The following is a 22,992-nucleotide window of genomic DNA, read 5'->3' as shown; positions in this document are numbered from 1 at the left end:
TCCCACAGTTGCGGTGCTGGGCGGTGCTGGGCGGTGCTGGGTGCTGCGTCAGGCGCCCCAGCCGTCCTGCCAGCCGTCGACCGACTCCGCCGAGCGGGCCGCAGGGCCGGTGTAGACGGCCGAGGGACGGATCAGGCGTCCGGTGCGCTTCTGCTCCAGGATGTGCGCCGACCAACCGCCGGTGCGGGCGCAGGTGAACATCGAGGTGAACATGTGCGCCGGGACCTCGGCGAAGTCCAGGACGATCGCCGCCCAGAACTCCACGTTGGTCTCCAGGACGCGGTCCGGGCGCCGCTCACGGAGCTCGGCCAGAGCTGCCTTCTCCAGCGCCTCGGCCACCTCGTAGCGGGGAGCGTCGAGCTCACGGGCAGTACGACGCAGCACACGAGCACGGGGGTCCTCGGCGCGGTAGACGCGGTGGCCGAAGCCCATCAGGCGTTCGCCGGAGTCGAGGAGACCCTTGACGTAGGCGCGGGCGTCACCCTGCTGCTCGACCTCCTCGATCATCCCGAGAACACGCGACGGGGCGCCGCCGTGCAGCGGGCCGCTCATCGCGCCGATCGCACCCGAGAACGCCGCTGCCACGTCGGCGCCGGTGGAGGTGATCACGCGGGCGGTGAAGGTGGAGGCGTTCATGCCGTGCTCGGCGGCCGAGGACCAGTAGGCGTCGATCGCCTTGACGTGCTTGGGGTCGGCCTCGCCACGCCAACGGATCAGGAACTTCTCCGCCAGGGTGGCGCCCTCGTCGACGAGGCGCTGCGGGACGACGGCCTGGTGGAGGCCGCGCGCCGACTGCGCCGCGTAGGAGAGCACCATGACCGCGAGGCGGCCGATGTCGGCGCGGGCCTGCTCGTCGGAGATGTCGTAGGTCTGGCCGAAGCCGAACGCCGGTGCCAGCATCGCGATCGCGGCCTGGATGTCGACGCGCACGTCGCCGGTGTGGACGGGCAGGTTGTAGGGCTCCGCCGCCTCCAGCCCGGGGGTGTAGGAACCGTCGATCAGGAGTCCCCAGACGTTCTCGAACGGGACGCGCCCGACGATGTCCTCGATGTCGACACCGCGGTAGCGCAGCGCCGACCCCTCCTTGTCGGGCTCCGCGATCTGCGTCTCGAAAGCGACGATCCCTTCGAGCCCGTGGTGAACCTCGGTCATGGGTGTGACTCCTTCGTCGAGTGCCGTTCCTCCGAGGGAAGGACGACGGCACGTGCCGGAGCGCGTGAGCTGTGGCACGCGTCACGCGCGTTGTCAGCATTCTGCCCACAGGACCGCCTCCGTGGGGGAGAGGCACGACCTAGGGTCCATTCCATGACACAGGACCCCCGACCTGAGCCTGCCGCGGACGCCACCGGTCTCGACCTCGCCGCCCTGCGCACCGACTACGCCGCCGACCGGTTGACGGAGGCTGATGCCGCGGGCGACCCCTGGGAGCAGTTCGGACGGTGGTTCGACGACGCCGCAGCGTCCCCGTCGGTCGTCGAGGCGAACGCGATGGTGCTGGCCACCGTCTCGCCCGACGGGATCCCGTCGGCCCGCACCGTCCTGCTCAAGGGCCTGCGGGCGGGGGAGGGATTCGAGTTCTTCACCCATGCCACCTCGGCGAAGGGACGCGACCTCGCAGCCAACCCGGCCTGCGCCCTGCTCTTCGAGTGGCACGCGATCCAGCGTCAGGTGCGGATCAGCGGCCACGCCCACCCCCTCCCGGCCGCCGACGTCGAGACCTACTTCGCCTCCCGCCCCCGTGCCGCCCGCCTCGGCGCGTGGGCCTCGCGCCAGTCGACCGTCCTCGCCGACCGGGCCGAACTGGAGGACGCTCACGCCGCCGCCGAGGCACGCTTCGGGGCGTCCGAGGACGACGGACCCGTCCCGGTGCCCCCGACGTGGGGCGGGTACCTGGTGCGGCCGACGTCGTTCGAGTTCTGGCAGGGGCGACGCAGCCGCCTCCACGACCGGCTCCGGTGGCGTCGTGAGGGCGCAGGCTGGGTCCGGGAGCGGCTGGCTCCCTGAGCGGGCGCGCCCCGGCTGACGTGACACCGGGAAGCCTCCAGTGGACACGGTGCGTGAGATTCTTGTGACCATGTCTGCGCGTACCGACCAGCTCATCGAAGTCGTCCAGGCGCTCGACCCGCGCGCCCCCGCCGACGAGGTGCTGCTGCGTCTGTGTCGCTTCGCCCGCCCTGCGCTCGGCGCGGCCGGCGTCATCGTCGTGCTCCCTCACGACTCCGGCGTCAAGGAGGTGCGGGCAGGGGACATCGCTCCCGGTGGCCGTGTGATGATGCGGAACCTCTTCGAGAGCGCGCTCCCCTTCCTGGGGCCCGACGACGAGGAGATCACGCACCTGAGTGACGAGCACCGTGTGCTGGTCCTGCGTGCCCCGTGCGACCCGAGTGGGCACGTGATCGCGATCTGGTTCGTCGACGAGGACGACGACGACGCCGACAGCGATCGCAGCCTCACCCACGCCCAGCGTGAGGTGCTCGACATGGTGGCCGAACTCATCGGCGCCCGACTCGACCAGGGCGGACGTGCCTCGGCGGCCGAGGCACGCGCGATCCGCCGCGAACGGGACCGGATCTCCCGCGACCTCCACGACGTCGTCGTGCAGCAGATCTTTGCCGCCGGGCTCCAGACCCAGCGCACCATGCGCGCCCTCGGCGACGACGCGGCCCGGATCGAGCTCAGCGAGGTCGTCGACCAGCTCGACCGGGTGATCCGTGACGTCCGCAGCGTCATCTTCGAACTCGAGCACACCGAGGGCGTCGGCGTCCGCGACAGCCTGCACCAGATGATGGTCGAGTACGCCCGCGTCCTGGGGTTCATGCCCGGGCTCCGTACCGCGGGCGACATGGACCGTCTCGACGCGGTGGTCGGTGACCACATGCTCGCCACCGTGCGGGAACTGCTCTCCAACGTCGCCAAGCACGCCGAGGCCACGTCGTGCCGGGTCTACGTCGTCCACGAGGACGGCGTGCTCACCGTCGAGGTCGACGACGACGGCGTCGGCATCTGTGAGGACTCGTGGCGTGAGGGTCACCGCAGTGGTCTGGGCAACCTCGACCTCCGCGCGCAGCTGTTGCGCGGGTCGCTGGAAGTGATCCCGAAGCGGACCCGTGGCGTGACCGTGCGCTGGAGCGTCCAGTCCGCCAAGGCCTGATCCGGGCGGCCCCCGGGTCAGACGTTGGCGCCGAGCCCTTGGACGGTGCCGAGCGACAGGACCTGTCCGCTGCCCAGCATCTCCGAGTAGGAGATGACGGGGAGACGGTCGAGGGTGGGACGCACCATCCGGCTCAGGGCTGCCCGGATCTGCGGTGCGCAGACCAGGATCGGGCGCTGGTCGCTCTCCTCGGCCTGCCGCGAGAGACGCTGCAGCTGGACCAGGACGTGCTGTCCGAGCTCGGGGTCGAGCGCGAGCACGGCGCCGGCGTCGGTGGGGCGCATGACCTCCAGCATCCGGTGCTCCAACTGCGGGTCGAGGCTGATGACGTGGGCGTCACCGTTCTGCAGGTAGGGGGCGACGATCGCGCCGCCGAGGGCCTGACGGGCCGACTCCACCAGAGCGTCAAGATCCTTGGAGGTGCCGGCACGGAGCGACAGGGCCTCGAAGATGCGGACGAGGTCGCGCACCGGCACCTTCTCCTCCAGCAGCGCCTGCAGGACGCGCTGCACCTCGCCGAGGGACAGCGCGGCGGGGGTGAGCTCCTCGATCACGACGGGGTGGGTGCGCTTCACCACGTCGGTGAGCATCCGGACGTCCTCACGACCCAGCAGGCGGGCAGAGTTGGCCGAGACCACTTCGGAGAGGTGCGTGGTGATCACCGAGGCGCGGTCGACGACGGTGGCGCCGGAGATCTCCGCCTCGTAGCGCATCTCGGCCGGGATCCACTTGGCCTGGAGGCCGAAGACGGGCTCCACGGTCGGGGTGCCGGGCAGGTTGTGGAGCATGTCGCCGATCGCCATCACCGAGGCCGGCGGAGCCTCGCCACGGGCGACCTCGACACCGAACAGCGTGATCGCGTAGGTGCGCGGCGGCAGTTCGAGGTTGTCGCGGGTGCGGACCGGGGGCACCACGATGCCGACGTCGGTCGCGACCTTGCGGCGCAGGGCCTTGACCCGGTCGAGCAGGTCGCCACCGGCGCGGACGTCGACGAGGTCGATGATGTCGGGGGAGAGCTCGAGACCGAGTGGGTCGACCTGCATCTCCGCGACCAGACGTTCGGGGGTGTCGGCCGGCGGCAGTTCGTCGACGGGTGCGACGACCTCCGGCTCGGGGGCCTCGGTCGGGACCCGGCTCGAGAACAGCAGCATCAGGCCGCCGACGAGGAGGAACGGAACCTTCGGGAGACCGGGGATCAGACACATCACGAACGCGGCACCGGCGGCGATCCGCAACGGCATCTGGTTCGCGCCGATCTGGCGCAGGATGTCCGAACCCATGTCGGCGTCGCCGGCGCCACGGGTCACGATGAGGCCGGTGGCGACCGAGAGCAGCAGGGCGGGGATCTGGGAGACCAGACCGTCGCCGATGGAGAGCAACGAGTAGGTCTGGGCCGCTTCGCCGAACTCCATGCCCTTCTGGGCCATGCCGATCGCGAAACCACCGATCAGGTTGACCAGGGTGATGACGACGGCGGCGATCGCGTCGCCCTTGACGAACTTCGAGGCACCGTCCATGGAGCCGTAGAAGTCGGCCTCGGCGTGCACGTCGGCGCGACGCTGGCGGGCCTGGTCCTCGGTGATCAGACCGGAGTTGAGATCGGCGTCGATCGCCATCTGCTTGCCGGGCATCGCGTCGAGGGTGAAGCGGGCCCCGACCTCGGCGACGCGTCCGGCACCGTTGGTGATGACGACGAACTGGATGACCAACAGGATGACGAAGATGATGATGCCGACCACGAGCTGGCCGCCGACGACGAAGTGACCGAAGGTGTCGATCACCTTGCCGGCGTAGCCGTCGAGCAGCACCAGACGGGTCGCGGAGACGTTGAGCGCGAGCCGGAAGAGTGTCAGCACCAGCAGCACCGCCGGGAAGGCGGTGAAGTCGAGGGGACGCTTGACGAACATCGCGACCATCAGCACCAGCACCGCGGCGGTGATGTTGAGGGCCAGCAGGAAGTCGAGGAACGCTGCGGGCAGCGGCACCACGAGCATCACGATGATCATCACGATGCCGATGGGCACACCGAGCTGGGAGAGACGCTTCATGCGTGAGGAGGACCTTCCTGGCCGGGGCTTGCGCCCCCACCCGTGGTGCGGGTGCGTCAGGGCGTGCTGGGGGGAGCGCCCTCCGTGGCGCCGGCGACACCGTCCTGGCGTCCGGTGACCTGATCGGCACCGGCGGAGGCGTCCTGAGCGGTTCGGACCCGACGACGTGATCGCGGGACCTCGGGCAGCGCGAGGTCGGCGCGCGGGCTGCGGTGCTGCCCGCCCACGGCGCCGCGGGTACGGCGGCTGATCACGAAGGCGAGGACCTGGGCGACGGCGGCGAAGAGTTCGGCAGGGATCTCCTGGCCCACCTGGGTGGAGGAGTGCAGGGCGCGGGCCAACGGGATGTCCTGGACGATCGGGACCCGGTTCTCCTCGGCCGACTCACGGATCCGGGCGGCGATCGCGCCGGCGCCCCGGGCGACGACGCGCGGGGCCCCCTTGTCGGCCTCGTAGCGCAGTGCCACGGCGACGTGGGTGGGGTTGACCAGGACGACGTCGGCGGTGGGGACGTCGGCCATCATCCGGTTGCGCGAGGCAGCCATCTGTCGGGCCCGGATCGCGCTCCTGATCAGCGGGTCGCCCTCGGAGTTCTTGTGCTCCTGCTTGACCTCCTGCTTGGTCATGCGGGTCTGCTTGCCCATCTTCTTGCGTTGGAAGAGGTAGTCGAGGGCGCCGAGCACGAGCGCGGCGGCGGCGACGTTGCGGATCAGTGTGTACGCCTCCTTGCGGACCTCCTCCAGCACCGTGTCGAGGGGGACCAGACCGCCCACGAGCGCCAGCAGGGAGTCCACGATGCCGTAGGCCAGGACGCCGAGGACGGCTGTCTTGAGCAGCATCTTGGCGCCCTCCCACAAGGTGTGGGCGCTGAAGATCCGCTTGAACCCCTTGAGCGGGCTGATCTTGGAGAACTTCGGTTTCGCGGCCTTGCTGGCCACGAAGAAACCGCCCTGGGCCAGTGCGGCGGCGACACCGATCAGGAGCACCGCGGAGCCGAGCGCGACCAGGACCACCGCGATGTGGGTCAGGCCGTCGCGCAGGGTCTCCAGCCCGAGGGAGACGTCGGGGTCGCCGGCCGCAGAGAGCCCGGCGACCATCAGTTCCTGCAGGGCCCCGAGCTCGTGTCCCAGGAGCAGCGGCAGTGCCATCGCGAACGCGAGCAGCGAACCCCAGCCACCGAACTCCTGGGAGCGGGGGACCTGCCCCTCCTTGCGGTTCTCCTTGTTCTTCTGTTCTGTGGGTTTCTCGGTCTTCTCCTCGGACACCGCTCACCTCCCTCCGAGCAGCGTCGACGACGCCTCGTTGGCGAGGTCCACGATCCGGCTCAACGCCTCGGGCAGGACCGGGAACGACATCCCGATCAGCAGCAGCACCAGACCGATCTTGGCCGCGTACATGACGTTGAGGGCGTTGAGTTGCGGCGCGACCTTGGTGAGCAGAGCCAGCGCCAGGTCGGTGACGAAGAGGACCGCCAGCATCGGCAGGGCGATCTGGACGGCGGTGGTGAACATCAACGAGAACGCGATCGAGAAGACGTCCGCGGCGCCGTCGAGGTCGGGAATCTCGCCCAACGGCACCAGGGTGAAGCTCTTGAGCAGCCCGCCGATCACCAGCAGGTGTCCACCGGAGACGAAGAGCAGGACGGTGGCGATCTGCTGGTGGAACTTGCCGAAGACGGTGTTGGTGTTCATCGCCATGGGGTCCCAGGCCTGGGTGGTGGCGAAACCGCCCATGACGTCGATCAGGGCTCCGGCGATCGGGATCGCCTGGAAGAGCAGGAACGTCAGGAACCCCATCGCCAGGCCGATCGCGACCTGGGTCAGCGCGACGACCAACAGCTCCCAGGAGTCGGTGGGGACCTGGCCGGCCAGCTGCGGACCGACCGCGAACGAGAGGCCGAGCGCGAGCACGACCTTGCCCATCGACGGGATCGACGACGTGGAGAACGGGGGCACCACACTGAGCCACGCCACGATCCGCAGCGAGGCCAGCAGGTAGGCCAGCAGTTCCAGCCCGTTGACGGTGATGGTCACGGCGTCGCCGACTCAGCCGACCAGTGAGGGGATCTGCTCGAACAGTTCGTTGGTGAAGTTGATCAGGGTGTGCAGCATCCAGTTGCCCGAGACGAGCAGGGCGATGCCCACCCCGACGACCTTGGGGACGAAGGCGAGGGTGAACTCCTGGATCTGGGTCATCGCCTGGAACAGCGAGACCGTGAAGCCGATGACGAGGGCAGTCACCAGGATCGGCGCGGAGAGCTTGAGCGCCACGAGCATCGTCTGCAGTGCGATCTCGATGACGGTGGTGTCGGTCATCAGCCGTCTGTCCCGTAACTGGAGACCAGTGAGGAGATGATCAGGCCCCACCCGTCGACCATCACGAAGAGCAGCAACTTGAACGGCAGCGACACCATCGTGGGCGGCATCATCATCATGCCGAGTGCCATCAGCGATCCCGAGACCACGACGTCGATGACGAGGAACGGGATGAAGATGATGAAGCCGATGATGAACGCCTCCTTGAGCTCACTGAGCACGAAGGCAGGGACCAGCGTCGTCATCGAGACGTCGGCGCGGTCGCTGGGCAGGTCCTGACCGGCGACGTTGGTGAGGAGCACCAGTTCGTCGTCGCCGGTCTGGTCGATCATGAACTCACGCAGCGGCTCGATGCCGGCGCTGAACGCGGCGGCCGAGGTCATGTCGCCGGCCAGGTAGGGCTGGAGGCCGGCGTCGTTCATGTCGGACATGACCGGGGCCATGATGAAGAGGCTCAGGAACAACGCCAACCCGGAGAGCACCTGGTTGTTGGGCGTCTGCTGCAGACCCAGCGCGTTGCGGGTCAGGCTCAGCACCACGAGGATCTTGGTGAAGCTGGTGCAGGTCAGCAGGATCGCCGGGAGCAACGAGATCAGCGTCATCGCGATGATGACGACGACCGACGTGGTCGGCTTCTTGGTCAGCTCGTCGAGGTCGATCGTGACCGAGGAGGAACCACCTTCGGGGCCGCCGGGACCTTCGGGGCCGTCCGGCGCGGCGAGCGCGCCGGGGCTCAGCCACAGCAGCCACAGCGTGGCGACGACGGCGGTGAGGACGACGGCGACCAGCAGCCGGCGTCGGGTCGCGGCTCGCTCGGCGAGGGCGGACGGTGCCACCGACTCCACGGTGGGGGTCAGCGTGCGTGGCAGGGTCGGGGTCAGCACGCTCATCGCTGACGTCCCTTCGCCGAGACCGCGGACCAGGTCTGCTTCCACGTGTCGGCCGACAGCAGCGAACCGGCGAGCGGTCCGCCCTTGCCCAGGTGCACACCCGGAGCGAGGCCACCGGGCGAGGTGCCGTCCGAGGCCATCGCCTCGTCGACGGTCTCGGAGGAGACGATCTCCTCGGGGTCGAGCTCGGTCAGCAGCGTCACCTGCTGCTCGGTGGTGCCGAGCACCAGGACGCGGCTGCCGACGGTCACCACCGCGACGGAGGAGGAGCGCCCCAGCGGCTGGCGGTGCACGACCCGGACCAACGCGTCGGCGCCGCCGGCCATCCGCTTGCCGGTGATCCGCAGGGCGATCAGCAGCAGACCGATGACGACGGCCAACGAGAAGACCAGTCGCAGGGTGAGCTCGAACATGGGGCGCCTCTCCGGCGGGGTGGAAGGGGAGGTCAGACGGTGGCGTCTTCGACGATCTCGGTGATCCGCAGACCGAAGTCCTCGTCGACGACGACGACCTCGCCGCGGGCGATCAGGCGACCGTTGACGAGGAGGTCGGCGGGGCCGTCGGCGGCGCGGTCGAGCTCGAGGACGGTGCCGGGCGAGAGGGCCAGGAGGTCGCGGACAGCCATCCGGGTGCGACCCAGCTCGACGGTGACCTCCATGTCGACGCCGGCCAGCATCTCGATGCCGCGGGGAGCGGACGGGGAGGCGGCGGCGAACATCTGGGCGGTCTCGGCGGTGAGCTGCTGGTGCACGACGGGAGCGGCGACCGGCTGCACGATGCGCGGCGCGGGGGCCGGGCGCTGCGGGACGGACTGGGCCGGGTGAACCGGAGCAGCGGCCGGGGTGCTGGCCAACGTCGGCGCAGGCTCGCTGACCTGGGCGGCGAGCTGCTCGGCCGGAGCGGGAACCGCCGGGGCCGGGACCGCCGGGGCCGGAACCGCTGCAGGAACGGGGGCCGGGGCGGCTTCGGCAGGCACCTCAACGACGGGTGCCTCGACCGGGGCCGGGGCGGCCGGGGCGGCCGGGGCCGGAGCGAGGGAGTCAGCGACGAGCAGCGCGGCGTCGATCGCCTCGCCGACCATCGGGACGGCAGTGAACGGACCCTCGAGGTCGGAGACCACCAGCGCCAGCTCGGTGACGGCGGCGGCCGATGCGCGAGCGCCGAGCACCGCGGCGGCGGCGTCGATGCCCGGCTGCACAGCGGCACCCAGGTCGAGTCCGCCGAGGGGACTCTCGGAGAGCGCGGTGACGAGGTCCTGGCCCACGAGGACGGCGATCCGGTGGACGGCGCCGTCGTCGGTGGTGAGATCGGCGGTGGCCGCACCTGCGAACGCAGCGGTGACGTGGTCGGTGCCCGGCTGGGTGCCGGCCGCCTCCAGCGGGGTGCTGGCCGGGAGGACCGCGGCAGCGGCCTCGCCGGCACGCAGGACGAGGTCGGTGTCAACGGCGGGGGAGAGGGCGTCGGAGGTGGTCATCGGTTCTCCTCGGTGGTGCCGACGATGAGTGCGGCCAGTCGGGGGCCCTTGGCGCCGGGGGTGGCGTGGGCGAAGGTGGTGTCGTCGACGACGACGTCGAGCGGCGCGGTGGAGGGGTGCGAGAGACGCACGATGTCTCCGGGACGCAGGGAGGTGAGGCTCTCCGGCGTCAGGCGGGTGGCGCGGAAGCGCACCGAGGCGTCGACGGGGACGCTCTCGAACTGCTGACGCAGCAGCTCGGCGGCCTGCGCCTTCTTGGCGCGTTCGCGGTCCGAGACCGGAGCCGGAGCGGCGGCCTTCGCCAGGTGCGGCAGCAGGCCGGTGAACGGCAGGCACAGGCTGACGACGTGCGCGACGTCGTCGATCCGGAGCTGGAACTCGGCGACCATCATGACGTCGGCGGCGCCGGCGACCTGGGCGAACTGGGGGCTGTACTCGATCCCCGTCGTCTCGGGTTCGAGTTCGACGATGGAGGCCATGCCGTAGCGCAACTCGCCCAGGAGGCGCTCGACCAGCACCTGCGCGACGGCGGTCTCGATCTCGGTGAGCGCGCGCTTGGGCTGGTGGGTTCCACCGGGGCCACCGAGCATGTGGTCGATGGAGGCGAAGACCGAACGCAGCGGCAGGTCCAGGAGGCCCTGGCCGCTGATCGGGTCGGCGGTGAACTTCGTCAGGAACGTCGGTCCCTGCAGGGACGCGACGAACTCGTCGTAGCTGACCTGCTGCACGCCGAGCAGCTGGAACTGGCACACGGTGCGCAGCATCGAGGTGAACACGGTGGTCACCTGACGGGCGAACGAGTCGAAGCCGAGCTGCAGCAGCCGCGAGTGTTCGCGCGAGAGCTGGATCGGACGACGGAAGTCGTACGGCTCCGGCGTGGACGGAACGGCGCGGCGTCGGCCTCGGGCGCCCGGGGACCCGGGACGCTGCCCCGCGGTGGGGGCGGACTCGGCGTGGCCCACCGAGGGCGCGGCCGGGGGTGCTGGAGGGGTCACGGCTGTCCGATCGGCGTGCAGATCCAGGTCCTGAGCCTTTTCGGGGGCAGGCGAAGGTCACGGCACCGCTCAGCGGCCCGTGACCCTCGTCTCGTGCTGTGTCCCCGACGTCCGTGTCAGGTGTTGTGAAGACCCCCGTCCGTGGGGTCCGTGTGTCGTCCGGCGCAGCACCCGCAGGAGGGTGCGCGCCCGGGCGAGGTCTACTGGATGACGAACTCGGTGAAGTACAGGCCCATCACGTCGCCGTGGTACGCGAGTTCGAGCTGCTCGACCAGCTTGGTGCGCAGGGCCTCGCGCTGAGCGGTGGTGGAGACGTCGGCGACCTGACGCCCCGAGAAGACGTTGATCGCGGCGTCGAGCGCCTTGCTGCCCTCGACCTCGTGGGCGCTGTCGACGAGCTGGAGGGCGATGCCGACACGGAGATAGTGGCCGGCAGCCAGGTTGACCTGGATCGGGTCGAGGGCGACGACCTCACCGGCGACCGGCTTCTTCTCGCCCTCGGCGGTGGGGTTCAGCAGCACGAAGGCGACACCACCGAGGACGATCGCGAGAACGACAGCGATGATCCACTTGAGGCGACCCTTCTTGGCCTTCTCCGGCTCGGCGGCGGGCGCGACGCGGGGCATGCTCATCGTCGTCATCAGTTCTCTCCTCGTTCTTTCGCGACCTGCTCGAGCTGGGCGCGGATCTCGGCCGCGGAGCTGGAGAGGACGACGATGTCGACTCGCTTGTTGATGCGCTGGGACCCAGCCTTCTTCGGGTCGATCAGCGGCTTCTCGTGGCCGAAGGCGGCGGCGGTGAGCCGCTCACCCTTGAACCCGAGGTCTTCCTGGAGGTACCGCAGGACAGTCACGGCGCGAGCCGAGGACAGGTCCCAGTCGGTGGCGTAGTACTTGGGCTGCACCTTCACCTGGTTGGTGTGGCCGTCGATCTCGAGGTCGTCGGGGATCGGGCGCAGGACCTTGGCCAGCGTCCGCACGACCTTGGCGCCGCGGCCGGTGAGTTCGGCGGAGTGCGCCTCGAAGACGACGTGACGCGACACGAGGCTGATCACCAGACCCCGACGGTCGATGGTGGTGACGACGTCCTCACCCAGACCCTCGATCTCGAGCCGCTTGCGCACGTCGTCGCGGATCGCGAGCAGACGGGTCACCTCGGCCTCGGCCTCGGCGTGGGTCCGCTGGGTGCGGAGCAGGGCCTGGCGCTCGACCTCGCGGGTCACGGCCTCCTGCTGGGCGGCGTCGAGGGAGTCGCCGGAGCCGGGTGCGGCCGCGTCGATCGCGGTGCTTCCCGACGAGGAGAGGGTGGAGGAGCCGCCCCTGATGACGGACTCCTGACCGAAACCGGCCGAGAGTCCGGCCTTGAGCTGGTCGAAACGGTCCTTGTCGGTCTGGCCCATCGCGAACATGACGATGAAGAGCACCATGAGCAGGGTCACCATGTCGGCGTAGGTGACCATCCACCGCTCGTGGTTCTCGTGCTCCTCCTCGATCTCGCGCTTCTTGCGCCGGGCCATGTCAGGCCGCCTCGGGCTGCTGTCCCGGCGGGAGGAGCGAGGTCAGCTTCTGGGAGACGACGCGCGGGTTGGCTCCGGCCTGCACCGCGGCGATGCCCTCGATGGCGATCTCCATGCGGGTCGCCTCGAGCTCGCTGAGCCGCTTGAGACGGCTGGAGATGGGCAGCCACATCAGGTTGGCGGAGAAGACACCCCACAGGGTCGCCAGGAACGCGCCGGCGATCAGGTGGCCGAGCTTCTCGGGCTCGGCGAGGCTCTCGAGGACGTGGACGAGGCCCATCACGGTGCCGACGATGCCGATCGTGGGTGCGTAGGCACCGGCGTCGGCGAAGAACTTGGCCTTCTGGCGGTCGGACAGGCGCTTGGCGTGCACCTCGGCCTCGAGGATCTCGCGGACCTCCTCGGGGTCGGTGCCGTCGATCGCCATCGTCATGCCCTTGACCAGGAAGGGGTCGTTGATCTCGCGCAGTTCGTTCTCGAGTGCCAGCAGACCTTCGCGGCGGGCGCGTTCGGCGAGCGTCACGCAGACCGGGATGAGGTCGGCGGAGCTGGCGGCCTTGCCGGTGAGGGCGCGCTTCAGCGACCCGAAGATGTTCTTGGCGTCGCCCATCGTGCCGCCGGCGATGGACACGGCGAAGGTGGCACCGAAGACGAGCAGCATCGGCGGCAGCATGAAGATCGCGGTGGGGGTGCCGCCCTCCATCATGTTGGCGACGACGATGACGACGAAGGCGACGATGATGCCGATCAGGGTTGCCGGATCCATCAGAGGTCCTGTCCGTGGAGGGTGTGCTGGTCCGCGTCGGGGGAGGCGTCGGCCAGGGAGGACACCGATGCGAGGTGGGGGGCGCTCGGGGAGTCCGGGCCGTGGGAGTGGGGCGGCACCTGGCCGGCAGCAGCCACCAGACGGCCACGGAACTCGACCACCGCGGAGATGACCTCGTCGAGGCTCTCGCTGACGACGTACTTGGTGCCGTGGCTGAGCGTCACGATCGTGTCCGGGGTGGAGTCGACACGCTCGATCAGGTCGGAGTTGAGCACGAACTGCGAACCCGACAAGCGGGTGAGCCTGATCATCGAGGACCGTCCTTGGGCTGTGGTTCGCCGGTCCGTCCATGGGCCGACACGCTTCTGATCGGTAGCGCGGGCCCTGACCTGAGAGGTCCGGACGCAACTGTTGCCTTGATGCGGCGACACGCCGGTGGCGTGGGCATCAAGGCAACAGTTGCGGTGCGGGGTGGTGCTGCGTGGTGCGGGGTGCTGGTGCTGGGCGGTGCGGCGCGGAGGGGATGCGCGCTCAGCGTCAGCGCTTGATGTTGACGAGTTCCTCGAGGACCTGGTCGGAGGTGGTGATGACGCGCGAGGCGGCCTGGAATCCGCGCTGGGCGAGGATCAGGTTGGTGAACTCGGCGGCGAGGTCGACGTTCGACATCTCCAGTGCACCACCGACGAGCTTGCCGCGAGCACCCTCGCCGGCGAGGCCGTACTCGGGCTGACCAGAGTTGGCCGAGGTGCGGTAGGAGGTCTCGCCGACCTTCTCCAGACCCTGCGGGTTCACGAAGTCGGCGACCGCGATCTGCGCCATGTCGCGCTGGATGCCGTCGGAGAAGATGCCGCGCAGCTTGCCGTCCGAACCGATCTGGTACGACGTCAGGGCGACGCCACCGGGGACCGCGGGGACAGCGTTGGCGACGTCGAGGGTGACGTCGACGAGACCACCGGCGGGGGCGCCGTTGGCGTCCAGGACGTAGCCCTGGAGACGGTTGCCGCTCGGGGTGACCAGCTGGCCGCTCTGGTCGAAGGAGAACGCGCCGGCGCGGGTGAACAGGTTCTCGCCGCCCTTGCGGACCACGAAGAAGCCGTCGCCCTGGATCATCAGGTCGGTGGCCTTGTTGGTGGTCTGGGCCGAGCCCTGACCGAAGTTGGTGGCGGTCGCGGAGACCTGCACACCCAGACCGACCTGGAGCGGGTTGGTTCCGCCCGTGGCGTCGGTGGGGTTGCCCGCGCCGGTCATGATCTGGCTCAGGGTGTCGGAGAAGACCGTCGTGGACGACTTGAAACCGGTGGTGTTGGCGTTGGCGATGTTGTTGCCGGTGACGTCGAGCGCGGTCTGGTTGACGCGCAGACCGGAGATGCCGGAGAAGAGCGAGCGAAGCATGGCGTGACCTCAGTGTGGGGAGTGCAGCGGAGCGAGCAGGGACGGAGGAGGGCCTCAGGCGAGTGCGCCGGAGGCGGTCACCTTGAGCACGGCGCCCAGGGGGACCTCGACGCCGTTGACGTCGAGGACCGGGCCGTCGGCGCCGAAGGAGACACCCTTGACCGAGCCGGACGTCTCCAGACCGGTGGTGGCGTCGATGAACGCCACGTCGCGACCGACCAGCCCGGAGGCACCGAAGGCGTTCTGGGCCGAGAGCAGCGCTGCGCTGGAGTCGGCGACGTCCTGCAGCTTCTCGACCTGGGTGAACGTGGCGGTCTGGGTGAGGAACGCGCTGGAGTCAGCAGGGTTCATCGGGTCCTGGTAACGCATCTGGGCGACCAGCAGCGACAGGAACAGGTCCTTGTCGGACGTGGTCTTCTGTGCGCCCTCGGACGCGGTCGCGGTGTATGAGACGCCGCGGGACGTGGTCGTGGTGGGGGAGCCGTACTGGCCGGACACACCCTCGGTGGCGGAGATCGACACCATTCCTCCTCAGACGGTCACGTCGAGGCCCGCGGAGCGGGACGGCGTGCCGTTGTCGAGCGGTCGGCCGGTGCCGGTTCCGCTGGGGTTGCCATCCGTGGCGTCGGTTCCGCCACGCGTCCGTGCGTGGAGGTCCTCGGCAGCGTGGTCGGAGCCGGTGTCAGCTCCGTCCTCACTGCCGTCTCCCTGATCGGCAGCGGCGGCCCACCCCTGACCGGTTCCGTCGAACTCGTCGACGTCGACCTTGGTCGAGGTGGCACCGGCGAGCTCGAGCAGGCGGCGGAGTTCGGGTGCGCTCTCCAGGAGCGCACGTCGGGCCTCGTCGCCGGCACCGAAGGAGACGGTCATCTCGCCGTTGCGCACCACCAGGGTGACCCGGACGTCGCCGAGGTGCTCGGGGGTCAGGGTCATGGTGAGGCGGTGGGTGCCGTCGCCGCGGGAGACGAGACGCGAGACCTGGCTGCCCACCTGGTCGGCGACCGGCGGGTGATCGGCACGCGGGGCGGCAGCCTCCGTGGCTGCGGTCGCGTCCGGGCCGGTGGCCGTTCCGGTGACGGAGGCGCCGGCAATGCCCGAGACCGGGGTCAGGGTCGAGACGTCGACACCGGTCGTGGCTGCCGCGGCGACGGGCACGGTGGAGACGGCCGGGCTCTGCGGGGCGTCGGCGGTGTCGGGTGCGATGAGGGTGCCACCGGTGTCGCCGCCGGTTCCGGTGTCTGCGTCGTCGGGGCCCGCAGCGGTGGCGGAGTCGAGGAGCGGCGCGAAGGTGCCCTCGAGGGTGCTCCCGGACGCGCCGTCGGTCGCGATGCCGTCGGTGGTCGGGGACTGCGCGAGGGCTCCGGTGACGGCTCCGGACTCGTCGGTTCCGCCGGCACGCAGCGCCGCCGCGAGCTGCAGTGAGGCAGGGGTCAGGACCGGGAACAGGGCCGCCGGTGCGGCCTGGGCGGCAGCGTTCTCGGCATCCGTGGCCGGGACGGCGTCAGCAGCGTCGTCGGCGAGTGCCGTGTCGTCACCGGTGAGCAGGGCCTCCGCAGCGACGTCGACGAACGGGGTCGTGAACGCACCGGCCAGAGCACCGGACGCGCCGAGCGTGGTGCCCTCTGCTGCGTCCGGGTCGACGTCGTGGCGAGTGGCGGTCGTCAGGGCTGGCTGGGTGGAGGGGGAATCGGACGTCGAGCGCTCGGAGCGCGGCTGGGACGCCTGGGTCGCAGCCGCCTCGGGACGGGCCGAACCGCTGCTGATCGCCCCGGAGAGCAGCGCGCCGAACGCGTCGCCTGAGGCAACCGACGATCCGGAGCCACGGGGGCTGGTGGCAGCGGGGGCCGTGGAGCCGCCCACCTTGAGAGGAATGGTCACTGGGAGATCCCCAACTTCGAAGTGATCGAGCGGACGTAGTTCTGGGTCTCGGCGTAGGGCGGCACGCCGTCGTGACGGATCACCGCGCCGGGACCGGCGTTGTAGGCAGCCAGGGCGAGCTTCGTGGAGCCGAACTGCTTGGTCAGCGTGCTGAGGAGCTTCGCGGCACCGTCGACGGCCTGGGCCGGGTCGAAGGAGTTGGTGACGCCGAGTCCCTTGGCCGTGGCCGGCATCAACTGCATCAGGCCCTGGGCCCCGGCGGGGCTGACGGCCTTCGGGTTGAAGGACGACTCCTGACGTGCGACCTCGCGCAGCAGTGCCGGGGAGACGCCGTACTTCGCGCCGGCGGAGGTGAAGAGTGCCTCGTAGGGCGCCGATGCGGTCGAGGGTCGGGAAGCGCCCGTGACGGTGGACGTCGGCCGGGTCGCTGACGTGCCGGAGGCGGCGTCGGGCAGGATCCGGCGGATGAAGTCCGGGGCGTCCTTGACGGTGGTGATCCGGACGTCCTGGCCGCGGCGCGGGGCCTCGATCATCTTGCCGTCGCCGACGTAGATGGCGACGTGGTCGGCACCCTTGTTGCGACTGGAGTTGTCCCAGGCGAGGAGGTCGCCCGGCTGTGCCTGGGCGAGGCTCGTGACCGCGCGCCCGGAGCGCGCCTGGTCGGCCGAGACGCGGGGCAGGTCGTAGCCGAACTTCTTGTAGACCGACTGCACGAGGCCGGAGCAGTCGACGCCGGCGGTCTTGCTGGTGCCACCCCACACGTAGGGCAACCCGAGGTACTCCTTGGCCTCCGCGACGACGGCCTTGCCGGCCGCGGTCCCGGAGGTGGTGCCTGAGGTCGCGTCGGTGTCGGTGCTGGTCCCGGAGGTGGTGAGCAGTCCCTGCAGCGCAGCAGCGTCCAGCCCAGAGGAGGACAGCGCGTCGACGCTGCTCAGGTCGACGCCCAGCGCGTCGCTGGCGGTGGAGAGTGCCTCGGAGAACGCGGCTGCGGAGGCTGCGTTCCCCACGGAGCCGACCGGGCCGGAGCCGCCGAAGACGGTGCCGGTCGGCGAGAAGTGCGCCAGTTCCTGCATCCGGGACTGGATCTCGGAGATCCGGGTGGTGACGTCCGCGACGCTCATCGGGTGGGCTCCTCGGTGCGGAGGGACAGGTCAGGGGAGAGGTCAGGGGAGGTGTCGGCAGCGGTGGCAGACGCCGCGCGGGCGCGAATCCACAGTTGTCCGGCGACGTCGTCGAGCGCGGTGCGTTCACGGTGGGCACGTTCGACGCGTCGTTCCTCGGCACGTCGTTCCAGGATGTTCTCCACTGCGGAGAGCCGGACCTTGTCGGCGCGCCAGTGGTCGCGGGCGACGTCGGCGACCTGCTGGGCGGACTCCAGTTTGGCCTGCTCGCTGGTGATCGCTTCGCCCACCCACAGCAACGACGTCCGGGCGGTGCGGTAGGCGCCGGCGTCGGTGAACATGCCGTCGGTGTCGGCCAACATGCCGTGCAGGTGGTCGATGGTCTCCTGGTGCGTGCGGCAGACCCCGAGGGCCTGCTGCAGGCCGATCCGGGAGTCCCGTTCACGCACCGCTCGGGCACGGAGCACGGCCCGCATCCCGCGGTCGGCGTCGGTGGCGGCGCTCATCAGACGTCCTCGTCCTCACCGACCAGGGCGTGCAGGCGTGCCCAGGTCTCGTCGGTGGGGGTGGGGTCGTCCATGTCCTGACGCAGGAAGGAGTTGATCGCCGGCATCAGGGCCAGTGCGGTGTCGGCGTCGGGGTCGGCGCCACGGACGTAGGCGCCGATCTCGACGAGTTCCTTCACGTCGCGGTGGGCGGCCAGGAGTCGGCGCAGGCGGGTGGCGTCGCCGCGCTGCTCGCGCGTGGTGACGGCAGAGTTCACACGTGAGATCGACTCCAGCACGTCGATCGCGGGGAAGTGGCCCGAGGTCGCCAGACGGCGCGAGAGCACGACGTGGCCGTCGAGGATCGACCGCGCGGTGTCACCGATCGGGTCCTGCATGTCGTCGCCCTCGACCAGCACCGTGTAGAGGCCGGTGATCGAACCGGTCGCAGCGGTTCCGGCGCGCTCCAGCAGCCGCGGCATCAGCGCGAAGACGCTCGGCGGGTAGCCGCGGGTCGCGGGCGGTTCGCCGGCGGAGAGGCCGATCTCGCGCTGCGCCATCGCGACACGGGTCAGGGAGTCCATCATCAGCACGACGTCCTTGCCCTGGTCGCGGAAGGACTCAGCGATCCGGGTGGCGACGAACGCCGAACGCAGACGTTCCACCGGAGGGGCGTCGGAGGTCGCGACCACGACGACGGAACGGGCCAGGCCCTCGGGGCCGAGGTCGTTCTCCAGGAACTCCCGGACCTCACGACCACGCTCACCGACGAGGGCGAGGACGACCACCTCGGCGTCGGTGCCGCGGGCGATCATCGAGAGCAGGGACGACTTGCCGACACCCGAACCGGCCATCACGCCGACACGCTGACCGCGTCCGGCCGGGACGAGGGCGTCCATGGCGCGCACGCCCAGGCCGAGCGGGTGCACGATCCGGGGACGGTCCATCGCATCCGGGGTGGGGTGTTCGACGGAGACGAGGGGCAGGTGGTCGAGCGGGGCACCGCCGTCGATCGGGCGACCGAGGCCGTCCAGGACGCGCCCCAGGAGGTCGTCGCCGACCCGGACGGTCAGCGGGCCGCCGGTGTGGCGCACCAGCATTCCTGACCGCAGACCGGTGGTGGGTCCCAACGGCAGGCAGACCAGTCCGGTGCTGGTGCTGGCCGCGACCTCCACGAGCACCTCGTCAGGCTGGCAGGAGTCGTCACCGGCGGTGGTCTCCACCGCGAGCAGGTCACCGACAGCTGCGTCGAGCCCGCTGATCGTGAGCTGCAGACCCATCACCTCACCCACGGTGCCGAGGGTGCGCGGTGCGGCGACGTCCAGAGCGGCGGGGAGGAGGCGGGTGAGCAGGTCGCTCACCGCAGGACCTCACGGACGCGATCCAGGGCGGGACCCAGCCGCAGGTCCAGGACCTTGTCCTCGACGTGGACGAGGGCGTCGGCACGCCCCAGCGACGGGTCGCCGATGCAGACGACCCCGTGCTCCTTCAGTTCCTTCAGCGCGGGGTGAGAGGCGTGCTCAGGGTTGAGGCGGACACGGGCCAGTCGGCCCTGGGGGCTCAGTGCCAGCACCTTGGCGACCACGTCGGGGGCCTCGGTGCCACGGACCTCGTGGCCCACCAGCGCCTCGGTGAGGGTCCACGCGACCTCGACGGCCTGCTCCTCGACCCGGGCGACTGCACCGTCGATCACGGCGCGCAGTTCGGCAGCGGCGGCCTTCAACGCGTCGATCGCCTCACGGTGCTCGATCTCGCGCTGCTCCGCCTCGCGACGGATCCGTCGGGCCTCGAGCTCGGCACCGGCCTCGGCGGCCTCGGCCGCCTCGCGTCGGCCCTGTGCCCATCCCACCGCGTAGCCCTGGGCACGCGCCGCGTCGCGAGCGTGCTCGGCGACGGTGGCCAGGGTCCGCTCGGCGATCGGGTCGCCGAGCGCCGAGCCGGGTGCGAGCCGCGTCCAGTCGCCCTGACGCAGGTCCGTCACCACACGGACAGGCTCAGTCGACGAACTCATCGTCGCCTCCGCGGCGGACCATGATCTGGCCCTGCTCCTCCAACTTGCGGATGGTGCGGATGATGTTCTGACGCGCCTCCTCGACCTGGGTGAGGCGGACCGGGCCGAGCAGGTCGACCTCTTCGAGCAGGTTCTCCGCGGCACGCTCGGACAGGTTGTGCGTGATCTTGTCGCGCACCGCACCGGCCGGGACACCCTTGAGGGCGAGGGCCAGGTCGGAGCCGGAGACCTCGCGCAGCACCTGCTGCACCGAACGGTCGTCGAGGGTGACGATGTCCTCGAACATGAACATTCGCGACTTGATCTCGTCGGCCAGTTCGACGTCGAGCGCCTCGAGGCCCTCGACGATCTGGCGCTCGGTGGAACGGTCGGAGCGGTTGATGATGTTGACCAGCGGGTCGACGCCGCCGACCTGAGAGAGCTCGGTGGGCTGCAGCATCGAGGACAGCTTGCGTTCCAGGACGGCCTCGACCGCACGCACGATGTCGGGGGAGGTGCGGTCCATGACGGCGATCCGGTGGGCCACCTGGGCCTGCTGACCGGAGGGGAGTCCGGAGAGCAGCAGAGACGCCTTGTCGGCCGTCATGTGGGCCAGGACGAGCGCTATCACCTGCGGGTGTTCCTCGGCGATGATCGAGCGCAGCTGGGCCGGGTCGGCGCGGTGCAGGAACTGGAACGGCATCTGCACCGCAGCAGCGGCGAGGCGCTCCATGATCTGGGCAGCGCGCTCCGGGCCGAGGGACTGCTCCAGCATCTGCTGGGCGAAGTCCATGCCGCCCTGGGCCAGGTGGGCCCGGGCGATCATCAGGTCGTGGAACTCGGTCAGGACGTCGTCGGACTCGGAGATGCTGACCTGGTCGAGGCGCGCGATCTCGGCGGAGATCGTCTCGACCTCGTTCTCCGAGAGGTGCTGCATCACCTGGGCGGCCTTCTCCCGACCCATCTGGATCAGCAGGACTGCGGACTTGCGCACACCGAGTGCGGAGAGGCCGCTCATCGGGGAGGCTCCACGAGCCAGCCGCGCAGCAGCGCAGCAACGTCCTCGGGCTGACGTTCGACCAAGGAGGCCAGCTCGTCACGCATCTTCTCGACCTCGTTGGTCTCGGTGGCCTCCAGGAGGCCCAGGGCAGGGGTGATCTCGGTGACCGGGGCGACGGGGGCCTGGGCGGCGCGCTCCTCGGCGTCGAGTCGGAGCTGTTCGACCACGTACTCGGTGGCCTCGGCGCGGGCCTTGGCACGACGACGCGAGACGACCCAGACGACGGTGATCAGCGCGAGCGCACCGAGAGCGGCCACGGCCCACAGGATGATCTGGTTGCGTGCCTGCCGCGCTTCCTCCGCCTCGGCGGCGTCGAGCTCGGCCTGGGCCCGCTCCTTCGCGCTCTGGTCGAAGGGGACGGAGGTGACCTCGACGGTGTCGCCGCGGTCGAGGTCCTCGCCGATCGCGGCCGCGATCAGGTCGCGCATGTCAGCGGTGCTGACCTCGACGCCGGCGTTGGAGTCCATCGCGACACCGATGTGCAGCGACTTCACCGAGCCGGGCGAGGCCTCGCGCTGCTCGACGACGGAGTTGAGGGCGTTGTCCTGGGTGGAGGAACGCTTGGAGTAGTCACCCTCGCCGTTCTCGGCGTCGAGCTCGGTGTTGCCGTCGGCCCCGACCACGCCAGCGGCGTCGCCGTCCCGCCCGTCGCGCCCGGCGTAGACCTCTTCGGACTCGGTGCGCGAGAGCGGCTTGGTGTCCTCGTCGGAGGAGTACGTGGTCTCGGTGCGGACGGCCTTGTCGAAGTCCAGGTTGGCGGTGACCGCGACGGTCGAGTTGCCCGGACCCAGGACGGTGTCCAGGGTGCGCTGGATCTTGGAGTTCAGCTCGTTCTGGTACTCGGTGACGGCCTGGGTGCGGGTGCTCGCGCCTCCGCCGCCGGCGGCGTCGGTGCTGGAGAGCACCTTGCCGGTGGAGTCGGCGACGGTCACGTCGTCGGGGGAGAGGCCCTCGATCGAGAAGGCGACCAGGTGGACGACGGCCTGGACCTGCTCGGCCGACAGGGTGGTGCCGGCGCGGGTGGCGACCAGGACCGACGCGGTCGCGGGGTCCTGCTCGGTCGCGAAGACCTTGGTGGAGGGGATCGCCAGGTGCACGACGGCGTTGGTGACGCCGTCGATCGCCTTGACGGTGTTGGCGAGCTCGCCCTCCATGGCGCGCTTGAAGGAGGTCTCCTCCTGGAACTGTGAGGTGGAGAGACCCTGGCCGTCGAGCAGCGAGTAGCCGCCGCCGTCGTTGGACGCGGGCAGGCCCTTGCCACTCAGTGCGATCCGGGTCGCGTAGACCTTGTCCTTGGGGACCGAGACGGTCTGGCCACCGTCGCTGAGCTCGTAGGGAACACCCGACGCGGTCAGTTCGTCGATGACGGCCGAGGCGTCGGCGGAGGCCATCTGCGAGAAGAGGGGTGCGTAGGTGGGGGTGGTGATCCACCGGCCCACCATCACCAGAGCAGCGACCAGCGCGAGGGCGCCGACCGCTGCGGAGATCTTCTGGCTCAGGCTGAACGCTGCCAGCTTGGGCTGGAGCGGCGACCAGAACCGCAACAAGGTGTCCTTCATCAGGCCTGCATCCTCATGATCTCCTGGAAGGCTTCGACGGCCTTGTTGCGCACGGCGACGGTGAGCTGCGTGGTGACGCTGGCCTCGGTCGCGGCGATCGTGTAGTCGTGCATGGCGTCGAGGTCACCGGTGGCGGCCTTGACGGAGAGCTGGTCGGCGTTGGTCTGGACGGCCTGGAGCTGGTCGATGCTGTCGGTCAGCATCTGGGCGAACTCGGTGCCGTTGACCGAGGAGGTCGCCGAGGAGCGGGTGGGGGCGTTCGTCGCGCCGACCGAGTTGACGTCCGCAGTGCTGACCTGCGGGATGCTCGCGGCGGTGAATCCGAGGGGTTCGATCGCGGAGATGCTCATGG

The 22,992-nt window shown here is 70.2% G+C and carries 25 protein-coding genes; 2 read left to right on the top strand and 23 right to left on the bottom strand.

The window, feature by feature from the left end; genetic code table 11:
• Positions 1–48: 48 nt before the first annotated feature.
• Positions 49–1,152, bottom strand: coding sequence for a citrate synthase 2 (locus tag EOV43_RS13140; protein ID WP_128221696.1), 1,104 nt, complete (start codon positions 1,150–1,152; stop codon positions 49–51).
• Positions 1,153–1,305: 153 nt separating this feature from the next.
• Here EOV43_RS13140 and pdxH point away from each other — a divergent pair, with 153 nt between their 5' ends.
• Positions 1,306–2,004 carry a pyridoxamine 5'-phosphate oxidase gene (gene pdxH / locus EOV43_RS13135; RefSeq protein ID WP_128221695.1) on the top strand — a complete coding sequence of 233 codons (699 nt, stop codon included), beginning with the start codon at positions 1,306–1,308 and terminating at the stop codon, positions 2,002–2,004.
• Positions 2,005–2,074: 70 nt separating this feature from the next.
• The gene (locus tag EOV43_RS13130) at positions 2,075–3,151 is read left to right on the top strand and encodes a sensor histidine kinase (protein WP_128221694.1); all 1,077 of its coding nucleotides are present in this window, start codon (positions 2,075–2,077) and stop codon (positions 3,149–3,151) included.
• Between the two features lie 17 nt (positions 3,152–3,168).
• On the opposite strand, the gene flhA is transcribed toward EOV43_RS13130, so the two are convergent.
• From flhA to fliE, 22 genes are all read right to left on the bottom strand, one after another.
• Positions 3,169–5,199 (bottom strand): flagellar biosynthesis protein FlhA, encoded by a 2,031-nt coding sequence (gene flhA / locus EOV43_RS13125; protein WP_128221693.1) that lies wholly within the window; start codon positions 5,197–5,199, stop codon positions 3,169–3,171.
• A gap of 56 nt (positions 5,200–5,255) precedes the next feature.
• Positions 5,256–6,464: an EscU/YscU/HrcU family type III secretion system export apparatus switch protein gene (locus EOV43_RS13120; protein ID WP_128221692.1), complete on the bottom strand. Its 1,209-nt coding sequence runs from the start codon at positions 6,462–6,464 to the stop codon at positions 5,256–5,258.
• Between the two features lie 3 nt (positions 6,465–6,467).
• A complete protein-coding gene (locus tag EOV43_RS13115; RefSeq protein WP_128221691.1) occupies positions 6,468–7,232 on the bottom strand; it encodes a flagellar biosynthetic protein FliR in 765 nt (254 codons plus the stop codon).
• A 12-nt stretch (positions 7,233–7,244) separates the two neighbouring features.
• Positions 7,245–7,514 (bottom strand): flagellar biosynthesis protein FliQ, encoded by a 270-nt coding sequence (gene fliQ / locus EOV43_RS13110; protein ID WP_128221690.1) that lies wholly within the window; start codon positions 7,512–7,514, stop codon positions 7,245–7,247.
• Positions 7,514–8,404: a flagellar type III secretion system pore protein FliP gene (fliP, locus tag EOV43_RS13105; RefSeq protein ID WP_128221689.1), complete on the bottom strand. Its 891-nt coding sequence runs from the start codon at positions 8,402–8,404 to the stop codon at positions 7,514–7,516. Before fliP ends, fliQ begins: the two co-directional genes overlap by 1 nt.
• Entirely contained in the window at positions 8,401–8,817 is a 417-nt protein-coding gene (locus tag EOV43_RS13100; RefSeq protein WP_128221688.1) for a FliO/MopB family protein, read from the bottom strand. The genes fliP and EOV43_RS13100 overlap by 4 nt, the downstream gene beginning before the upstream one ends.
• 32 nt (positions 8,818–8,849) lie before the next feature.
• A complete protein-coding gene (gene fliN / locus EOV43_RS13095; RefSeq protein WP_128221687.1) occupies positions 8,850–9,878 on the bottom strand; it encodes a flagellar motor switch protein FliN in 1,029 nt (342 codons plus the stop codon).
• Positions 9,875–10,873 carry a flagellar motor switch protein FliM gene (locus EOV43_RS13090; RefSeq protein ID WP_239022126.1) on the bottom strand — a complete coding sequence of 333 codons (999 nt, stop codon included), beginning with the start codon at positions 10,871–10,873 and terminating at the stop codon, positions 9,875–9,877. The genes fliN and EOV43_RS13090 overlap by 4 nt, the downstream gene beginning before the upstream one ends.
• 200 nt (positions 10,874–11,073) lie before the next feature.
• Positions 11,074–11,514, bottom strand: coding sequence for a flagellar basal body-associated FliL family protein (locus EOV43_RS13085; RefSeq protein WP_239022125.1), 441 nt, complete (start codon positions 11,512–11,514; stop codon positions 11,074–11,076).
• Complete coding sequence (locus EOV43_RS13080) at positions 11,514–12,389, bottom strand: OmpA/MotB family protein (RefSeq protein ID WP_128221686.1); 876 nt, start codon at positions 12,387–12,389, stop codon at positions 11,514–11,516. Before EOV43_RS13080 ends, EOV43_RS13085 begins: the two co-directional genes overlap by 1 nt.
• A 1-nt stretch (position 12,390) precedes the next feature.
• Positions 12,391–13,155, bottom strand: coding sequence for a motility protein A (locus tag EOV43_RS13075; protein WP_128221685.1), 765 nt, complete (start codon positions 13,153–13,155; stop codon positions 12,391–12,393).
• On the bottom strand, positions 13,155–13,466 hold the full coding sequence (locus EOV43_RS13070) for a flagellar FlbD family protein (RefSeq protein WP_128221684.1): 312 nt from the start codon (positions 13,464–13,466) through the stop codon (positions 13,155–13,157). Before EOV43_RS13070 ends, EOV43_RS13075 begins: the two co-directional genes overlap by 1 nt.
• A 226-nt stretch (positions 13,467–13,692) precedes the next feature.
• A complete protein-coding gene (locus EOV43_RS13065) occupies positions 13,693–14,547 on the bottom strand; it encodes a flagellar hook protein FlgE (protein WP_128221683.1) in 855 nt (284 codons plus the stop codon).
• Between the two features lie 54 nt (positions 14,548–14,601).
• Positions 14,602–15,069 (bottom strand): flagellar hook assembly protein FlgD, encoded by a 468-nt coding sequence (locus EOV43_RS13060; protein ID WP_206611326.1) that lies wholly within the window; start codon positions 15,067–15,069, stop codon positions 14,602–14,604.
• Between the two features lie 9 nt (positions 15,070–15,078).
• A complete protein-coding gene (locus EOV43_RS13055; protein WP_128221681.1) occupies positions 15,079–16,425 on the bottom strand; it encodes a flagellar hook-length control protein FliK in 1,347 nt (448 codons plus the stop codon).
• A complete protein-coding gene (locus EOV43_RS15880) occupies positions 16,422–17,546 on the bottom strand; it encodes a transglycosylase SLT domain-containing protein (RefSeq protein WP_128221680.1) in 1,125 nt (374 codons plus the stop codon). The genes EOV43_RS13055 and EOV43_RS15880 overlap by 4 nt, the downstream gene beginning before the upstream one ends.
• Positions 17,543–18,052 (bottom strand): flagellar FliJ family protein, encoded by a 510-nt coding sequence (locus EOV43_RS13045; RefSeq protein ID WP_128221679.1) that lies wholly within the window; start codon positions 18,050–18,052, stop codon positions 17,543–17,545. Before EOV43_RS13045 ends, EOV43_RS15880 begins: the two co-directional genes overlap by 4 nt.
• Entirely contained in the window at positions 18,052–19,392 is a 1,341-nt protein-coding gene (locus EOV43_RS13040; protein WP_239022124.1) for a FliI/YscN family ATPase, read from the bottom strand. The genes EOV43_RS13045 and EOV43_RS13040 overlap by 1 nt, the downstream gene beginning before the upstream one ends.
• Positions 19,389–20,042 (bottom strand): FliH/SctL family protein, encoded by a 654-nt coding sequence (locus EOV43_RS13035; RefSeq protein WP_128221678.1) that lies wholly within the window; start codon positions 20,040–20,042, stop codon positions 19,389–19,391. The genes EOV43_RS13040 and EOV43_RS13035 overlap by 4 nt, the downstream gene beginning before the upstream one ends.
• Positions 20,026–21,039, bottom strand: coding sequence for a flagellar motor switch protein FliG (gene fliG / locus EOV43_RS13030; RefSeq protein WP_128221677.1), 1,014 nt, complete (start codon positions 21,037–21,039; stop codon positions 20,026–20,028). Before fliG ends, EOV43_RS13035 begins: the two co-directional genes overlap by 17 nt.
• On the bottom strand, positions 21,036–22,640 hold the full coding sequence (gene fliF, locus EOV43_RS13025; protein WP_128221676.1) for a flagellar basal-body MS-ring/collar protein FliF: 1,605 nt from the start codon (positions 22,638–22,640) through the stop codon (positions 21,036–21,038). Before fliF ends, fliG begins: the two co-directional genes overlap by 4 nt.
• Positions 22,640–22,990 carry a flagellar hook-basal body complex protein FliE gene (fliE, locus tag EOV43_RS13020; protein ID WP_128221675.1) on the bottom strand — a complete coding sequence of 117 codons (351 nt, stop codon included), beginning with the start codon at positions 22,988–22,990 and terminating at the stop codon, positions 22,640–22,642. Before fliE ends, fliF begins: the two co-directional genes overlap by 1 nt.
• Positions 22,991–22,992: the final 2 nt, after the last annotated feature.

The sequence above is a fragment of the Nocardioides yefusunii genome (assembly GCF_004014875.1).
In the GTDB taxonomy this organism is placed as follows: Bacteria; Actinomycetota; Actinomycetes; order Propionibacteriales; family Nocardioidaceae; genus Nocardioides; species Nocardioides yefusunii.
Note: the sequence above shows the minus strand (reverse complement) of the source record. Positions and strands in the feature narration are given on the sequence as shown.

Excerpts from the sequence above, each read along its gene's own strand:
- EOV43_RS13140 (WP_128221696.1), bottom strand. The coding sequence starts at position 1,152 with ATGACCGAGGTTCACCACGGGCTCGAAGGGATCGTCGCTTTCGAGACG.
- pdxH (WP_128221695.1), top strand. The coding sequence starts at position 1,306 with ATGACACAGGACCCCCGACCTGAGCCTGCCGCGGACGCCACCGGTCTC.
- EOV43_RS13130 (WP_128221694.1), top strand. The coding sequence starts at position 2,075 with ATGTCTGCGCGTACCGACCAGCTCATCGAAGTCGTCCAGGCGCTCGAC.
- flhA (WP_128221693.1), bottom strand. The coding sequence starts at position 5,199 with ATGAAGCGTCTCTCCCAGCTCGGTGTGCCCATCGGCATCGTGATGATC.
- fliQ (WP_128221690.1), bottom strand. The coding sequence starts at position 7,514 with ATGACCGACACCACCGTCATCGAGATCGCACTGCAGACGATGCTCGTG.
- fliP (WP_128221689.1), bottom strand. The coding sequence starts at position 8,404 with ATGAGCGTGCTGACCCCGACCCTGCCACGCACGCTGACCCCCACCGTG.
- EOV43_RS13100 (WP_128221688.1), bottom strand. The coding sequence starts at position 8,817 with ATGTTCGAGCTCACCCTGCGACTGGTCTTCTCGTTGGCCGTCGTCATC.
- fliN (WP_128221687.1), bottom strand. The coding sequence starts at position 9,878 with ATGACCACCTCCGACGCCCTCTCCCCCGCCGTTGACACCGACCTCGTC.
- EOV43_RS13085 (WP_239022125.1), bottom strand. The coding sequence starts at position 11,514 with ATGACGACGATGAGCATGCCCCGCGTCGCGCCCGCCGCCGAGCCGGAG.
- EOV43_RS13080 (WP_128221686.1), bottom strand. The coding sequence starts at position 12,389 with ATGGCCCGGCGCAAGAAGCGCGAGATCGAGGAGGAGCACGAGAACCAC.
- EOV43_RS13075 (WP_128221685.1), bottom strand. The coding sequence starts at position 13,155 with ATGGATCCGGCAACCCTGATCGGCATCATCGTCGCCTTCGTCGTCATC.
- EOV43_RS13070 (WP_128221684.1), bottom strand. The coding sequence starts at position 13,466 with ATGATCAGGCTCACCCGCTTGTCGGGTTCGCAGTTCGTGCTCAACTCC.
- EOV43_RS13065 (WP_128221683.1), bottom strand. The coding sequence starts at position 14,547 with ATGCTTCGCTCGCTCTTCTCCGGCATCTCCGGTCTGCGCGTCAACCAG.
- EOV43_RS15880 (WP_128221680.1), bottom strand. The coding sequence starts at position 17,546 with ATGAGCGTCGCGGACGTCACCACCCGGATCTCCGAGATCCAGTCCCGG.
- EOV43_RS13045 (WP_128221679.1), bottom strand. The coding sequence starts at position 18,052 with ATGAGCGCCGCCACCGACGCCGACCGCGGGATGCGGGCCGTGCTCCGT.
- EOV43_RS13035 (WP_128221678.1), bottom strand. The coding sequence starts at position 20,042 with ATGAGTTCGTCGACTGAGCCTGTCCGTGTGGTGACGGACCTGCGTCAG.
- fliG (WP_128221677.1), bottom strand. The coding sequence starts at position 21,039 with ATGAGCGGCCTCTCCGCACTCGGTGTGCGCAAGTCCGCAGTCCTGCTG.
- fliF (WP_128221676.1), bottom strand. The coding sequence starts at position 22,640 with ATGAAGGACACCTTGTTGCGGTTCTGGTCGCCGCTCCAGCCCAAGCTG.
- fliE (WP_128221675.1), bottom strand. The coding sequence starts at position 22,990 with ATGAGCATCTCCGCGATCGAACCCCTCGGATTCACCGCCGCGAGCATC.